Below are 14,940 nucleotides of genomic sequence, written 5' to 3'. Positions count from 1 at the left end.
GAAAAACTATGCAAGAATATTGGGAAGCGTATATGAAACCAATTGAAGGGCATCCGGCAATGATCTCTTTTAATGCGGGCGTAGCTGATGGGGTACCAAATCCTGAATTTATATATGTAGCATTTGTGAAAATCAAGTTACATGATCCTAAAGAGAATGGATTGGTCACTGATGAAGAGAGTAATGATGTTGGTTTTATAGAAGATAGACTTGAATTGGAATCACTCCGCTGGCGCAGTGGCAAATATATAGGACGTATTATCTCTCAAGGAGAAGTAACTTTTATATATTATTTAAAAATGGACTTTGAATGGAGTGATACTGTATCTACAGCCATGAAACATTTTCCAGAGTACGTTTATGAATTTGGTTCTCGAATGGATATGGAATGGGAAGTTTACCAAAAACTTCTTTTTCCAACAGTTGCTGAGTGGCAGATAATAACCAACCATCATACTTGCAATGCGTTACAAGAGAAAGGTGATAACTTACATATGGAACGTGCGATTGAGCATAAAGCATATTTTAAGAATGATGAAGAACGCCAAAATTTCAAACTAAAAATTGAAAATGAAGGATTTCAATGCCAAAAAGAGTTTGAAGTACCATTTAACAATGAAACAATGCATGGAGTACAGTTTTACCGAATAGACAGCCCATTCTTTTATAATATTGATGAACTTACTATGAAGATTATTGAAATAAGCACAAGTTGTAATGGAATGTATGATGGATGGGAATGTTCTCTAGTAAAAACATAAAGTAGATATTCCAGCTGTAAATACAAAATAGTTTATATGCTAAAAGTTTTATTAGGCTCAAAAGATAAAGAGTTGATAATATAATTTAAATTCTTTACAGATAGGCAAGTAACTAAATGCACTAGAAGAGGACGAAGTATTGATTTGATTTCAGGTAGGAAGATCGAGATTATAAAATATAATCCAAAATACAATTTATAAAAACTCTTTAAAAAAGTACTATGAATTAAGAGATGCTTTAAAACTTAACAGGAGTGAATCAAGGAAAACAAATTGATTTGATTAACATAAGGTATATTCTATTGAAAATAATACTCTATTCTTTTAAAAACTATCTAGATCATTTGGTTGTTTATTTGAAGCATTTTTTAGCATTTTAAGTGCATGTTCTCTTGAACCTCTAGCTGCTCTTTGCTCAAGATAATCCAATGTTTTTAATGATGCAACTTTTTCAGCAATCGCATTAACAATAAACTGATTTAAAGAAACATTGCCTTTAACGCTCTCGATATCATCTTTGTAATAATCTGGTATTCGTAATGCATAATTCATGTTAACACTCCTGTTATTTTTAAAAACTCTTTTGGTGTAATGATCTTTATAGAAAACTTATCTTCTACACCTACAAAGTCTTTTGTATTATATGTGATGATATACTCACTACCCGCATTAAATGCAGTTTCTAAGACCATATCATCTTTGATATCTTTTAAAAATGGCCTCCAAAGAAAATTAATCTTTTGATGATGCGATATGAGACAGATATCATCAATAAAAGAATGAAGATCATCTTTTGAAAAGTGCTCATAGAGTTTTCTATTTTTTTCTCTTAAAAGTACATCTTCAAACTCAGTTACAAGTGTATTAGATACAACATTTATTTTCTCTGGGTTTTCAAATAACCAAATCATAAATTTATTGGAAATACCCTTTTTTGCCATTAAGGCTGCAAGAACAACATTTGTATCTATTACTATTTTCATGTCATATTATATACAATATGATTTTATAAGTCAAATCATATACCTTATGTTAATTAATTTAAGACAATAGTCCAATTAAAGTATATTAGATAATATACTTAAGATTTATTTCCAACATAAATTATCAAAACACCAATAAATGCAGTTATTGAACCAATAATATCCCACTTATTTAATACTTCATTCTCAACAAAGTAGAGCCAGAGCAATGAAGAAAAAATGTATATACCTCCATAAGTAGCGTATACCCTTCCAGCATGTGTAAGATCTATTTTTGTTAAAACATAGGCAAAGACTACCAAGGATATAAGTCCTATACCAAGCCAAAAAGAATGCTTATTTTCTTTAAAATAAAGCCAAAAAGAATAACATCCAAAAATTTCAAAAAATGCTCCTGTAAAAAAAAGACCTATGTTCGTTATCATTGTTTCTCTCCCCATACAAAGAGTAAATTATTATAACTCATCCTTTAATCCCATCTGCTCTAGGAGTAAGCAAAAACTTAAAAAACACTTTTATAAAAAGTACAAATGGCAAAGTCCATACAATGGCAGACCAAAAATAGAGCTGCATAGAATACTCTTCAAAAAATGGGATCATTCCCCTCATAAAAGTAGCGAGTACAATAAAAAAGACCATCAGATGCGTATAGATGTTGGATGTAAGATGTCTTCCTGTATGAATCCATCCTATCGTTACCATGACCATCAGATAAGCCAGCCCCAAACCACCTGCAGTTATAAAGTGTCTAAAACTATTTATATCGTACGGTTCTCCTATGAGTATATCCCATCCCATAAGTGCATATCCAAGCGCCATCAAAACATAAATACAATAAAGATAGATAACATAAGGTTGATTCAATATAAACTTATCTTTAAGATTATAATCACTTGTAATAGCTAAAACGGCAGCACCACTCGCCAAACCTATCCATCCAAGAACAGAGTTGTTAGGATAGAAAAATTCAACAGCAGTAAAAAGAGCAACACAAAAAATTGCTAAATTTGTAAGCGGTGGACGGGAGATATAGATATCATCAATCCCTTTATCTTCCATAAGTTCATTGACTGCTTCCATATTGACGCGTCGCATAGCAAGTAAAATTAGTATTACAATAACGCCAAGTGCCACTCTTAAGATCATCACAGGATCAGTTGTCGCAAAACCTGCCATAGAAGCAAAAAACCAACTCTCAATACCAAAAATAGCGACTAAAGCATATCCTAAAGAGGCGTGTCTTTGAAGTTTATCGAGTACAACATCTTTTGCAAACCAGATAAGCCAACCTAGTATTGCAAGGTTTAAAATGGCAGCTAGATAAACACCGGTAATATCTATGAACCAAAAGCTTATGCGTCCTGCTATCCAAAGAAGCATGACATACTTTAATTTTTTTCCAACCAAAGGCACCGTTCCTGGAAAGAGTTCAGGAAGCCCTGTCGTTAAAAATGCCATAACACCGGCGGTGAGTATGCCAAAGAGCATCTCATAGACATGCCAGACTAATACATTGTCCATAAAAGGTATATTGATAACGCCACTCCAGACAAATCCCCAAAGTACCATTGAGAGTATCAGATAAGGAGCTAAAAGTAAAAATATAGGACGAAATCCGTAAGCCAGATAGGGAGGTATGTTCTCTTCATCCGGATAATATAGATAATGATTGGTTGCGTGTAGTTTCTCTTCTTTGTTTTGCATTATTTCAACTCCAGAGTGTTTAATTCAAATGTTTGGATAATCTCTTTGTCTTGAAGTATCTTTGCACTCTCTTCATAAACAAAGGTATCATCTCTTTTATCTTTTGGTGTGTCATATGTAAAGGTTTTTACTATATGGCCAGGGTCTGCTTCAAGAAGTAAAATTTCATCACTCAAGCGGATTCCTTCCATCAGATCATGCGTAATAAAAAGTATGCTCATATTATCTTCTTTACAACTCTCTAAAAGATGGGTATACAACTCCCTTTTTAACCCTATATCCAAAGCAGAAAACGGTTCATCTAAAAACAGAAGTGATGGCTTTGTCACTAAGGCCCTTGCAAAGTTTACCCTTTGTTTCATCCCACCGCTTAGATCTTTTGGAAACTTTTCAAAATCATCCTCTTCAAGTCCAAATTTCAGTGCTATCTCTTCTGATTTTTGCAAAGCTTCACTTTTTTTGTCTCCTCTAGCCAAAAGGCCTACTGCGATGTTATCTATGACATTCTTCCAAGGAAGAAGTCTGCCTTCTTGAAAAGCAAAAGCACTGCTCTGAAAACTGTTGTAAATAGAACCCTCTTCAACATCCAAAAGCCCCGCACACAGATGTAAAAGTGTTGTCTTCCCTCCACCACTTGGACCTACAATACTTAAAACTTCCCCTTTTTTAAGAGTAAAGTTTATATCGTGAAGGATCTCTGTAAATCCAAAATGGTGTGTTAAGTGTTTAACTTCTAACTTCTCCATAACTCTACCTCTCTTTTAATCGGCTCTAATATTATGTACTCGATAAACATCAAAGAACCTATCATAATTGTCACAAGCGCTAAAGCCGTAGGCGTGTCTAACTGACTACGGGCAATAGCAAGTTCAGCACCCAGACCATCACTTGTCGCTAATAATTCAGCCATGATAACTATCTTCCAAGCCATGCCAAGCCCACTTACCCACGCAGGAAAAATGTAAGAAAATATATGTGGAAAATAGACATCTATAAACTTCATGTGCCATGGAAAATGAAAGCTCTCTGCCATCTCTTTTAAGTCACCATCAAGTGTTCTCGTACCTTGGAGCGCGCCAACAAAGATAATAGGGAAAGAGGCAACTACTACAGTAAAGATAACCGTCTCATCCCCCATACCAAACCAGATCATAGCAAGAACGATCCACGCAATCGGCGGCATACCCACAAGTATCGTAACAATAGGACGACTCATCATGGAAGCTGTGGCGAAAAAACCTGCAATAAGACCTAAAACAGAACCAAAAAGTAAAGAGAGTCCAAAACCGACTGAAGCACGATAGAGTGTAATATCTATCTGTTCCCAAACATCTGGACTATGCAGCATCGTATAGAGTGTTTTAAATGTCTCTAATGGAGATGGCAGGACTAAATTGCCATAGAGCTGATTTCCAACATCCCACAGAGCTATAAAGAGTAAGATGGAAGCAACAGCACCCCACCCACTCCATAAATAAGCCGGAAAATCTTTGAGTATTTTTAGAAAGAATTTCATAAAACTATTCCTTATAATAATTATTACTATCGAAGTATAGTATTTAAAAACTTAAGTTTAGTTAATAATGATAATGACTTTCAAGTTTATCTATACTTAAGAAAAGTATCGATAAACTTTCACAATCAACTATGATAATTGATATCAATAAGGAAAATAATGAAGAAGAAACTATTAACACTCTCTTTACTTGGAGCGACACTACTCAATGCACAAGTAATTCCAGGCATTAACTCTAAAGGCGGTGCTATGACGCTTCCCGAGGGTAAATTTAAGATGGGTATTAAAAATATCTATATGAAAAGAGACCATATGTTTGATGGCACACATGAAGTAACTAACAGAGAGCATCTTGATGCAACAGCAAATGCCACACTGCTTGTCGCAAAATATGGTGTAAGTAAAAACTTTGATGTAAGAGTTGTTCTTCCATATAAACATATTGAGGCAACGGCCAAACTAGGTCCAAATGATGTGGCGATTGACAATCAAGGTGTAGGTGATATGGTAGTAATGGGAAGATATGTTGTTTTACCTATGAAAGAGTATGGCTATCAAGTTTCAGTCGGTGCAGGGGTAAAACTGCCAACGGGTTCAACAGATGACGGCTTTAAAAAAGCACCTCCTTTTGCTGCAACTACCAATACACCGCTTCCTACACAAATGGGAACCGGTGAGTATGAATATAAAGCAGAACTTGGTGTTTCAAAAGTTATAAATGACACAATGAGAGTTGATTTCAATACTATGTACACCTATAGACCAAAAGCAGAACATGATTATGACTTTGGAAATGAACTCAGTTATGATCTATCATTTACAAGTGCTGTTACAGATAAAATTAACTTAGGTATCGAATATAACGGGAAATATAACTCTAAAACAGATATGGGAAATGATACGACTCCTGCTCTTCGCCAAAGACTGCCATTTAAAGCATTCAGTGGAACAGTTGGATACATAACACCAGAAGTTGAATTTTTACCGTTTGGTAAACCAAAGATTCATCTTGGCGTTGGTATGAGTTTTCTTGCACACTACAATCTCTCAGAGTATCAACCATTAGAAAAACAGAGATTTGTTTGTAGGCTTGGTTATCTATTTTAAAAGGAAAGAAAATGTCTAATATAGAGCTAAAATCAGAGATCAATACAATCATAAAAAAATCGGGTTACAGCAGATCAAAAGATCTGCTCTGCCCACTTATGAGAGTTGTCTCAATGAGGCATAAAGATGTACCTAGTAAACAGATACATGGGATTTTAAAAGAGTTACTATGCTAAAATTTTTACTCCATCTTCATCAAATAATACTTGAGAGTTCTAAACTTAACGGGAATTATTACATTTACAAAAACAGGATAGAAAAATGTTAAAAAAATTAGTTTTAGGTGTATTCGTTGCACTTTCACTTCATGCAGGTGATTTTAAAAAGGTTGACACGCTTACTTTAAGTGGTCCAATGGCAAGTGTTTCTCATCCACTCTTACGAATAATAGAGAGCGGTGCCCTAAATGATGTTGCCAAAAATGTTAAGTTCGTTTTATGGAAATCACCCGATGAGCTTAGAGCCTTGACACTCAGAGGTAAAGCGAACTTTATAGCTGTACCTACAAATGTAGCTGCCAACCTTTACAACAAAGGTGTTGATATAAAACTTCAAAATGTTTCTATTTGGGGTATCTTAGGCATGCTGACACGTGATAAAAATAAAAAAACATTAGCTGATTTTAAAGGATGTGAGATTGTTATGCCTTTTCGCGGAGATATGCCGGATATCGTATTTCAAGAGATCGCTAAAAAAGAGGGACTTGACCCTAAAAAAGATTTTAAAATTCAGTATGTAAGTTCCCCTATCGATGCAATGCAGATGCTCATTATGAGAAGAGTTGACAATGCACTTTTAGTAGAACCTGCTATCTCTATGGCTTTAAGAAAAACACACTCTTTCCCGCTCAAACTGATAGCACCTGACTTATACAGAAGTGCTAATCTGCAAAAAGAGTGGGGAGAAGTTTTTCATGTAGATGGCAAGATTCCACAAGCAGGCATGGCAACTGTCGGTCAAGTAGATCCTTACATCGTAAAACGTTTTAACCAAGAGTATGCAAAAGCTTTAAAATGGTACAAAACTCACCCAGAAGAAGCAGGAAAATTAGTGAATAAATATATTCCGATGCTAACACCAGAAGCTGTAGCAGACAGTATAAGCCATGTCCAACTCAATGATGTTGCTGCAAAAGATGCAAAAAAAGATCTCGAATTCTTTTTCAATGTCTTAAAACAAAACAATCCAAAGATCATAGGCGGTAAACTACCTGACGCTGGTTTTTATCAGTAGAATTTAGTCGAACAAGAATATAATTTCATATATCTCTTCTCCTATTAACCGTGCTTGCTACTTCCATAGCGCACGGATCACATCATTTTTAAAACTTAGCTTTTTCATAATAGTTAGACACATTGTATATCTATTGAGTTTAAATGAACATTAAATAATAATATATATTATTTAGATTTGTTTTATGGAACAATAAGTTATAGCAACACTGCAAAATTAGTTAAAATTACAAAATAAAGTTTTAACAAAAGAGCAAGGACTCATGATTGAGAGCAAATAAAGATACAGAAAAAGCATTCTTTAAACACCTAAAAAACACCCCAAAGGAAGACTTCAACAAGCTCTTTTGGTAACAAATAATTCAAATAGCTATATCTTCTTCTTGACATATCTGTACCCTATAAAAAATATATGAAACAATCTACATAATATAGAGTATAGTAAATATAGAACTTCATAAAAACATACAAAAATGGTATTATTATTTCTTTCGAATTAAATAGTATTATTTGGAAGAGCCCCAGGAAACAAAATTGAAAAATCAACACAATCACAGATATGCATTAGATGAAAATGGTTTATTAATAGATGTGTTTTCACTATCTGATAAAAACAGAGGTCAAAGCACTCCTTTTTTCTGTTGTTCATGCGGATCAAGAATGGGTACGAGAATGGGGAGTAAGAACACATGGCATTTTTATCATATTTCCAACACTACAAACTGCTCCTATGAAGGATACCTACACTATGTCGCGAAAGAGATATTTGCTTCTACTTACAAACAGTGTATACAGGAAGGAATACCTTTTGGTCTTCTGCTTCCAGTAGAAAAGAAGTGCATAAAGTATAGTAAGCTCATCGATGGTGCAATATGTGTTTCTGATGATTTAGAGCTATTTGATATTAGCAAAGTTTTTGACACAGTAGATATTGAGAAACCCCATGATGGCTTCGTTCCTGATATTTTACTCTCGTCCTCCTATAGCAAAGATGTTGTCTTTGTCGAGATCGCAGTCACTCACAAGTGTGATAGTAAAAAAATAGAGAGCGGAAGCAGAATTATTGAGCTAAACATATCCTCTGAAGGTGAACTTTTTGGACTAAAAAAACATGAAATAGACACCTCCGATCCTGCTGTAAGTATTTATAATTTTCAGAAAAAAACAATTGAAACAGAATGTGAGATTGAGTGCTCAAGGGATGTGTCAATTTTTACCGTCAATAAAAGCAATATATGTGGGAGGGATAATATTAAGATGTCCAACCTGGAAGATATTACAAAAAGAAGAGATCTTCAGTGTCTAATTATTGATTCTGAAATATACGAAGGCATGATGAACTACGAGAACAATATTTTTAATGCATATAAGCAAGGTATAGAGATTTCAAATTGCAATTTATGTCGCCATGTGAGCGGTCGAGGAAGCGGTCTACTGCACTGCAATATATTAAACAAAAGAGCTTTTGAAAATGATGCTTTACGATGTAAAGAGTATGAAGTAGACTCTGAACTTATATCATCAATAGAACCATCAAAAAGTATATATATCTATTCAGACAAAGCCAAAGAAAATGAAACTGGTGTTTTTAAGAATGAACAAGCTCAGCAGCATAAAGAAGTCGTTAAGAGCGAAGAGGAAAGGCTTATCAGGCCTGTGCTGCCATTTTTTGAAGAATAGTTTTAGTATGTTATGTTGAGAAAAATATCTTGTCTGTGTAAAACAAATATAAACATTATAGTAAGACCTACAACTGAAGTATTCCTACAAACTAGACAATTATTCATAAAATAAAACCTAATAATCTATACATAGATTCTACTCATCTACAAACTTTTGTCTTTCCTGTTCAAATATATACTGCGCTGCATCTGTAGTGAGATCTCTATTTTTCACTTTTTGGCAAAGACCTAAAAACAGAGCATGTAATCGCTGTATCCTTAGATCTTTCGATCTTCTCAATTTCTCCCATACTTTTAGATCGTCTTTATTGGTGCAATAGGAAGTATCATAATTCTTGGCATCTCTCTGATAATCGATAGATGGTTTGTTGCTGTAACTCTCGTTTATCTCTTGTAATGCATTTGTTTTGATGGCAACAGAGGTGTGTTTTAGGATATTCTCTCTTGACAATACAGCAACCAATCTGTTTTTCGCATCAAACACTCCACAACCTGACATACCAGGCTTTGTATTCAAGTCGATAAGCAACTCACTTGGATCATTTTTTGAGACCATCCCTTTTAATAAGATATTCTCCCCACCTAAAAGATAAAGTTCATCACCCAGCGTTACATTTGTATCGAGTTTTGCATAAGGAATATTGTCTGCAGGAATGTATAAAAATGCCAGATCATTTGCGACACTCACCTGCCCTACTCTTGCTTTATAGCGCTTTTTAGCGTGTTGGACAATTATCTCACCAACATAACCCTCTATGACATGATAAGCCGTTATCAACTTCCCTTTGGAACTTATCGCAACGGCACTGCCGTATGAAAGTGTATTGTCTTTATTTTCGACGACAACTTTATAGGTCACAGCCTCTGCCTTTTGAACATGAAACCCGCCACTGTCTTTGGCACAAAGAGGAATGATCAGTAAAAGAAGGATTAAAAGATATCGCAATACATCATCCTACTTGATAAAGGGATTTAAATTTCCCTGTAACTTGGCTATACGTCTGTTACGCTCTTTCTCCCACTCTGATGGTGGATACTCTTCATTCCATTTTTGGTATTTCTTGAGTTCCTGTTTTGAGAGTTTCATTTTATAGTGTTGGTGGAAATAGAGATAGTCTCTCGCTATAACACCTCGTATCTCTTCACGCACCCTCGCCCTTCTCTGTTTAAAGAGCACATTGAACTTACACTCTCCATACTGCCCTTTTTCACCCACCTCAAAATCATACCTATAGTTCTTCCTGTCAGCATTTAGCTCACCAATGGAAGGGAAAAGATTATGCATATCGGCCTGCATGATCCTATACTGCTTATTGACTTTCGTGCAGCATTTTCGTCCTTTATAGTGTTTCCCTTTGGAATTCACACACTTCGCATCCCCTTCTCTCCAGCAGCTGAATTGTCTTCCGAAGTTCTCGGCAGGAATAGCATGTTCCCACTCAATGCGTCTTGCACGGATATTCTTCTTACCTTTTTTCGTGTATTCATTTCTCGGCACATAACCACATGATCTTCTATCGATCATATTGTTTTTATTCTTATAGTTGTACTTACAGTCACAATAAATCGTTCTTTGATGATCGGCATATATTTTACGCAGCTCTTTTTTCGATCTCGAGAAGGAGTCATTGCTGCCTGCGAACACTCCTATAGCCGCTGCAAGAAACAGTAATAGTATTTTTGATATCATACTGCCCTACTCTGCATCATCGACAGAACTCTTTTTACGAATGAATGTCGGGATATCATAATCCTCTTTAGGTTTTTTCCTTCTTAAGGAAATCGAGCCTATGATCGGTCGCTTTATCTCCATCATTTCAGTTAATGTTACCTTGCCGTATGCAGCTAATATCTGTTCGAGTGTTGTACAGAACCCTTTAATATGTCCAAGGTCTTCATCATCATGGCCACTCTCCATAGCTTTCTTATACTCTTTATATCCCTCTTCTAAACTTTTTAGCAGATCCTTTGTCGGAATATGCATTGTTTCAACACTCATCTATCATCCTCCTGTTTGCTATGCAATTTCATTGTTCTTATTGGTTTCATCTTCCCTAAAAGCACTCGGCCGCATCTTTTTAAAGAACTTCACGATCGTAGCACTCACAACCCCTCCTCCGGGAAGGATCCACAAGGCCGAGAGAAAGGTCATCTTACCGATATCACCCACCTGCTCTGCCGCTTTTTTATATTCTCTGTTCTTGATATGTTTAGGAATATCTTTTGTCTCTCTGTACTCCTGCTTGAGTCCGTGTCCCATCTGTTTTGAGAACTTCTTTAGTTTATGAATCATTGCCTATGCTCTACCCAAAGAGCTTCTTGAAGAATCCGCCCTTACCAAGAGCTTTGTCTATCATCTTGATATATCCTTCAAGTCCTAGCAGCCCTACTTCGGCCTGTTTGACAACTTTATCTTTTCCGATAACTACAGTAAGCGGTACGCTTCTTACCATGAACTTGTTGGAGAGTTTTGGATTGTCAGCGGCATTTACCTTGGCTATCACGACATCTTCATCTTTATAGTGCTGAGCAAGATTAGGCAGATATGTCAGGAGTGTTTGACAAGGCGGGCAGGTGTCACTGTAGAAATCTATAAAGACGACTGCATCGGTCGACTCTATAAAGGGTACATAGTTCTTGTCACTGAGCTCTTTTACTTCCACCATTACTCTTTGCCTTTGTTGCTATAGTTGCATGTATTGTAATAATATACAACTTAGAGTTTCATTGCGCTCTTATCCCTGCTCTTCATTTTTATAAAAAGCGGTGTATAATATACTCCTCAATATGGGAAATATTAAAGATCTTGGCTAAACCAAACTACTCTGTTGAATGAATAAAGGCTTCTAAAAATATGCTGCAAAAAAGACTGGAACTCTTTTTCCTCTCACTCATACTCGTTGCAGTCTCTATCCTTGGAGTGAACTACTACAGGTCCTACAGCTTCAAACATAATCCACTGCCTAATGAGTATCTTCAAAGGATCCATAACAAAGAGCAGGATGTACTTGAACATATGCAACGGAACTTCGGCTTTAGAATAGAGTTCCCCATCATCATAACAGACAAGATACCCGGCAGACTCTACGGCCTTACCTCTTATGAGAATGGCCGTATCACTATTTTACTGAATAAGAAAGTGATGCAGGAGAGTATGGACTATATGATAGAGAGTGTTATCCCTCATGAGTATGCCCATGCCCTGCTCTTCTATCTTCATAAGAACTCCAATGAAAAGAGCGGCCACTCAGAGTTATGGAAAGAGACATGCCAAAAACTTGGCGGTCAAGATTGCAGACAGTATGTCGACCAGCAGGAGATCATTCTCTCCAAGATGCCCTTTAAGGTACAATAGCGTTATGGATTACGAATTCGAAGAGGATATCGAGCCGCCATGGCTCGTCAAACAAAGAGAAGATGCCAAACTTGCAGAAGAGGCTTACAACAAAAATGAAAAGGTTCCCTACAAAGAGGGTGACCAGCTTGGCAATTTTCTCTTTGTCCGTTACAACAAAGCAAAAAACAGAGCCACCTTCATGTGTCAGGAGTGCGGCAGAAAGTTCACCTACAATATCTATGCGATAAAGAATAAGAAGAGATGCAAATGGTACAAGTTCCACGACAAGAGTACAAGACGACTCTAAAAACTATCATAAAAGGCTCATAAATGGCTTTCACACCAAAAACACCCTATCTAACAACCGATGGTATAGTCGAAGTATATAACAGCTCTGAGGAGCTCTTAGGTATCGTTCTCATACAAAGAAAGTATCCGCCAATAGGTATGGCACTTCCAGGAGGGTTCGTAGAGATAGGTGAGCGTGTAGAGGATGCCTGTGTTCGTGAGATGAAAGAGGAGATCTCTTTGGATGTAGAGATCAAAGAGCTGCTTGGCGTATATTCGGATCCTATGAGAGACAAGCGGTTTCATACAGTAAGTGTCGTCTATGTCTGTAAAGCATATGGCAAGCCGCAAGGTGCAGATGATGCCAAGGAAGCTTTTCTTGTACCTATAAAAGATCTCAAGCTTGATTCATTGGTATTTGATCATGGGGAAATCTTGAGAGATTATCTTCAGAAGTTTCACTCTACTATCAAATAACTCTGCCCTGCCCTACTCTCCCTGAACGGTCACAACGATCTCTCTTGCATGAGCACTCTCTCTGTGCTCTCCCAAATAGATACCCTGCCATGTTCCAAGATTCAACTTTCCATCAGTTACAGGTATGGTTAGCGAGTTGCCAAGGAGTGAAGTTTTGATATGGGCCGGCATATCGTCACTTCCTTCATAGGTATGTATGTAATAGGACTTGTTATCCGCAATGTCACTGAAGAAATTTTTCATATCCTCTCTGACACTTGGATCGCAGTTCTCATTGATGGTGAGTGATGCACTGGTGTGTTTTATAAAAAGATTCAAAAGACCTGTTTGGATATTTGATAGGGATAGGGCTTCTTCGATATGTTCTGTAATGAGGTGGAACCCTCTTCTATAAGGTTTGAGACGGATAGTTGTTTGATATATCTGCATCGGTATGGTTTATAATATCAGAATCTTGGATTCTCTCCCCATTTACGTTTGGAGAAGATCTGTTTAATGAGTTTTACTATATGTGACAGCATTATTTACTACCCTCCTCTCTTTTAAAAATCCGTTGGTATCCCAAACGCTAAAGAGTCATCTTTGTATGAGACTTCTTTGTGTTGGATCTTTATCGGGAAAAGTTCTCGCTGTACACTGAAACTTTCAAGAATATTACTTATTCCATAATTGTCTTTAGTAAGTTTTATAATACGTTTATGGGTATCTTGTTCATTGCCCTCTTTATCCCGTATCTTATCAATTTCATATACAGTTCTTACGGCATCTACAAACGCAGATGCTCCCCTACTCTGTGTCGTGTTCTTTGTGCTATGGTGAATAAAGATAATAGTTTTATTCTCTTTATTAGCCCAATCAGTAAAGAGCTGCATAAATCTTCTTGCGCTCGAGTTATTGTTTTCATCAGTACCGTAAAATGCAATTAGTGGATCAAGTATTATAAGATCATAGGATTGCAGCTTCGCTTTAAAATGAGAGAAGAGGGGAGATACTTCTACTTTTCTTTGATCATCATACAGAAATTGAATAGTAGGGGAGTCACTGATGTCTATCTTGCTTTTAATAGAATTATCTTTTAATTTCAATACTTTTTCAAAAACTTTAGTAAAGCGATTTTTACTGATCTCTTTTGGATCCTCACTTAGCCAAAGGAATGCTTTTTTTATAATGCCTTCATTAATGGCACGAATAGCCAACTGTTGTACGAACCAGGATTTACCGGTACCGCCCGGTGCTGTAACAAGTGAGACAGTTCTAACTGGAATAGGGAGCCATGATCTGCATATGAAATCAACTTCTTTATCCTCTATGGACTCTATATTGTTGATCTCAAAAATGTCTAATGTATTGGCACTCGCTATTTCCTGAGTAAGGTTGGAGACCTTGGCCTGAAGTTCAAGGCCTGTAATATTTGATTGAAGAGACTTGGTAATATCAAAGGCTACTGCCTGCATCTCTCTTTTTATTGAATAATCCTGAAGTATTTTTAAGTAGTCTTCTAAATGATTTACAGGGTTTTTTGTAAGAATATAAATAAAATCATCTTCATACTCTCGTCCAAGTTTATTTCGGATAAGTTCTTCGTCTATGACTTTTTCAGTATTGTAAAAATCTAAAATAATATGGATAATTTTAGCGTGCAAAGGAAGGAAAAATAGCTTTTCAGTGATTTTTGAAGCATACTTGTCTAGCAGGGCAGGGTTGTATATTATACTTGATATGACTGTTGCTTCAATATTTATATCATATGTTTGTTCTTGCATCTTCCCTCATACTTATTAGTTGTTGTATTATATACATATAATTATAAAAATGCAAACAATGTAATTATGTTCATGGAATAATTTGCAAAA

21 protein-coding genes are annotated in these 14,940 nt (G+C 36.1%); 8 read left to right on the top strand and 13 right to left on the bottom strand.

Annotated features, from left to right (window positions below):
• The first annotated feature begins 8 nt into the window (after nt 1-8).
• The gene (locus FM071_RS10510) at nt 9-761 is read left to right on the top strand and encodes a DUF695 domain-containing protein (protein WP_193112127.1); all 753 of its coding nucleotides are present in this window, start codon (nt 9-11) and stop codon (nt 759-761) included.
• A 324-nt stretch (nt 762-1,085) separates the two neighbouring features.
• Here FM071_RS10510 and FM071_RS10505 read toward each other — a convergent pair whose 3' ends face one another.
• The 6 genes from FM071_RS10505 to FM071_RS10480 form a co-directional block, all read right to left on the bottom strand.
• Nucleotides 1,086-1,313: a YlcI/YnfO family protein gene (locus FM071_RS10505; RefSeq protein WP_193112126.1), complete on the bottom strand. Its 228-nt coding sequence runs from the start codon at nt 1,311-1,313 to the stop codon at nt 1,086-1,088.
• On the bottom strand, nt 1,310-1,744 hold the full coding sequence (locus FM071_RS10500; protein ID WP_193112125.1) for a putative toxin-antitoxin system toxin component, PIN family: 435 nt from the start codon (nt 1,742-1,744) through the stop codon (nt 1,310-1,312). The genes FM071_RS10505 and FM071_RS10500 overlap by 4 nt, the downstream gene beginning before the upstream one ends.
• A gap of 98 nt (nt 1,745-1,842) precedes the next feature.
• A complete protein-coding gene (locus tag FM071_RS10495; RefSeq protein ID WP_193112124.1) occupies nt 1,843-2,169 on the bottom strand; it encodes a YnfA family protein in 327 nt (108 codons plus the stop codon).
• A 37-nt stretch (nt 2,170-2,206) separates the two neighbouring features.
• Nucleotides 2,207-3,448 carry an NnrS family protein gene (locus FM071_RS10490; RefSeq protein WP_193112123.1) on the bottom strand — a complete coding sequence of 414 codons (1,242 nt, stop codon included), beginning with the start codon at nt 3,446-3,448 and terminating at the stop codon, nt 2,207-2,209.
• Nucleotides 3,448-4,194: an ATP-binding cassette domain-containing protein gene (locus FM071_RS10485; RefSeq protein ID WP_193112122.1), complete on the bottom strand. Its 747-nt coding sequence runs from the start codon at nt 4,192-4,194 to the stop codon at nt 3,448-3,450. The genes FM071_RS10490 and FM071_RS10485 overlap by 1 nt, the downstream gene beginning before the upstream one ends.
• The gene (locus FM071_RS10480) at nt 4,182-4,964 is read right to left on the bottom strand and encodes an ABC transporter permease (RefSeq protein WP_193112121.1); all 783 of its coding nucleotides are present in this window, start codon (nt 4,962-4,964) and stop codon (nt 4,182-4,184) included. Before FM071_RS10480 ends, FM071_RS10485 begins: the two co-directional genes overlap by 13 nt.
• A gap of 159 nt (nt 4,965-5,123) precedes the next feature.
• Between FM071_RS10480 and FM071_RS10475 the strand changes: the two genes are divergently transcribed.
• From FM071_RS10475 to FM071_RS10460, 4 genes are all read left to right on the top strand, one after another.
• Nucleotides 5,124-6,071, top strand: coding sequence for a transporter (locus FM071_RS10475; protein WP_193112120.1), 948 nt, complete (start codon nt 5,124-5,126; stop codon nt 6,069-6,071).
• 11 nt (nt 6,072-6,082) lie between these two features.
• Nucleotides 6,083-6,247, top strand: coding sequence for a hypothetical protein (locus FM071_RS10470; RefSeq protein WP_193112119.1), 165 nt, complete (start codon nt 6,083-6,085; stop codon nt 6,245-6,247).
• A gap of 85 nt (nt 6,248-6,332) precedes the next feature.
• On the top strand, nt 6,333-7,304 hold the full coding sequence (locus FM071_RS10465; RefSeq protein WP_193112118.1) for an ABC transporter substrate-binding protein: 972 nt from the start codon (nt 6,333-6,335) through the stop codon (nt 7,302-7,304).
• 509 nt (nt 7,305-7,813) lie between these two features.
• Nucleotides 7,814-8,983, top strand: coding sequence for a competence protein CoiA family protein (locus tag FM071_RS10460; protein WP_193112117.1), 1,170 nt, complete (start codon nt 7,814-7,816; stop codon nt 8,981-8,983).
• Nucleotides 8,984-9,121: 138 nt separating this feature from the next.
• Here FM071_RS10460 and FM071_RS10455 read toward each other — a convergent pair whose 3' ends face one another.
• From FM071_RS10455 to FM071_RS10435, 5 genes are read right to left on the bottom strand one after another with little or no spacing between them, the layout of a single operon-like run.
• Entirely contained in the window at nt 9,122-9,931 is an 810-nt protein-coding gene (locus FM071_RS10455; protein ID WP_193112116.1) for a S1 family peptidase, read from the bottom strand.
• Nucleotides 9,932-9,940: 9 nt separating this feature from the next.
• Nucleotides 9,941-10,675, bottom strand: coding sequence for an endonuclease (locus FM071_RS10450; protein ID WP_193112115.1), 735 nt, complete (start codon nt 10,673-10,675; stop codon nt 9,941-9,943).
• Between the two features lie 6 nt (nt 10,676-10,681).
• Nucleotides 10,682-10,984, bottom strand: coding sequence for a hypothetical protein (locus FM071_RS10445; RefSeq protein WP_193112114.1), 303 nt, complete (start codon nt 10,982-10,984; stop codon nt 10,682-10,684).
• Between the two features lie 18 nt (nt 10,985-11,002).
• Nucleotides 11,003-11,278: a hypothetical protein gene (locus FM071_RS10440; RefSeq protein WP_193112113.1), complete on the bottom strand. Its 276-nt coding sequence runs from the start codon at nt 11,276-11,278 to the stop codon at nt 11,003-11,005.
• A 10-nt stretch (nt 11,279-11,288) separates the two neighbouring features.
• Nucleotides 11,289-11,651, bottom strand: coding sequence for a thioredoxin family protein (locus FM071_RS10435; protein ID WP_193112112.1), 363 nt, complete (start codon nt 11,649-11,651; stop codon nt 11,289-11,291).
• A 188-nt stretch (nt 11,652-11,839) separates the two neighbouring features.
• Between FM071_RS10435 and FM071_RS10430 the strand changes: the two genes are divergently transcribed.
• From FM071_RS10430 to FM071_RS10420, 3 genes are read left to right on the top strand one after another with little or no spacing between them, the layout of a single operon-like run.
• Nucleotides 11,840-12,340: a SprT-like domain-containing protein gene (locus FM071_RS10430; protein ID WP_193112111.1), complete on the top strand. Its 501-nt coding sequence runs from the start codon at nt 11,840-11,842 to the stop codon at nt 12,338-12,340.
• A 4-nt stretch (nt 12,341-12,344) separates the two neighbouring features.
• Complete coding sequence (locus FM071_RS10425) at nt 12,345-12,629, top strand: hypothetical protein (RefSeq protein WP_193112110.1); 285 nt, start codon at nt 12,345-12,347, stop codon at nt 12,627-12,629.
• A 23-nt stretch (nt 12,630-12,652) separates the two neighbouring features.
• Nucleotides 12,653-13,087, top strand: coding sequence for an NUDIX domain-containing protein (locus FM071_RS10420; RefSeq protein ID WP_193112109.1), 435 nt, complete (start codon nt 12,653-12,655; stop codon nt 13,085-13,087).
• A gap of 12 nt (nt 13,088-13,099) precedes the next feature.
• Here the strand turns inward: FM071_RS10420 and FM071_RS10415 are convergent, their stop codons facing one another.
• Both FM071_RS10415 and FM071_RS10410 read right to left on the bottom strand, forming a co-directional pair.
• Entirely contained in the window at nt 13,100-13,516 is a 417-nt protein-coding gene (locus tag FM071_RS10415; protein ID WP_193112108.1) for a secondary thiamine-phosphate synthase enzyme YjbQ, read from the bottom strand.
• 113 nt (nt 13,517-13,629) lie between these two features.
• Nucleotides 13,630-14,850 (bottom strand): AAA family ATPase, encoded by a 1,221-nt coding sequence (locus FM071_RS10410; RefSeq protein WP_193112107.1) that lies wholly within the window; start codon nt 14,848-14,850, stop codon nt 13,630-13,632.
• Between the last annotated feature and the right edge of the window lie 90 nt (nt 14,851-14,940).

This window comes from Sulfurimonas paralvinellae, from assembly GCF_014905135.1.
GTDB classification, from domain to species: Bacteria; Campylobacterota; Campylobacteria; order Campylobacterales; family Sulfurimonadaceae; genus Sulfurimonas; species Sulfurimonas paralvinellae.
Note: the sequence above shows the minus strand (reverse complement) of the source record. Positions and strands in the feature narration are given on the sequence as shown.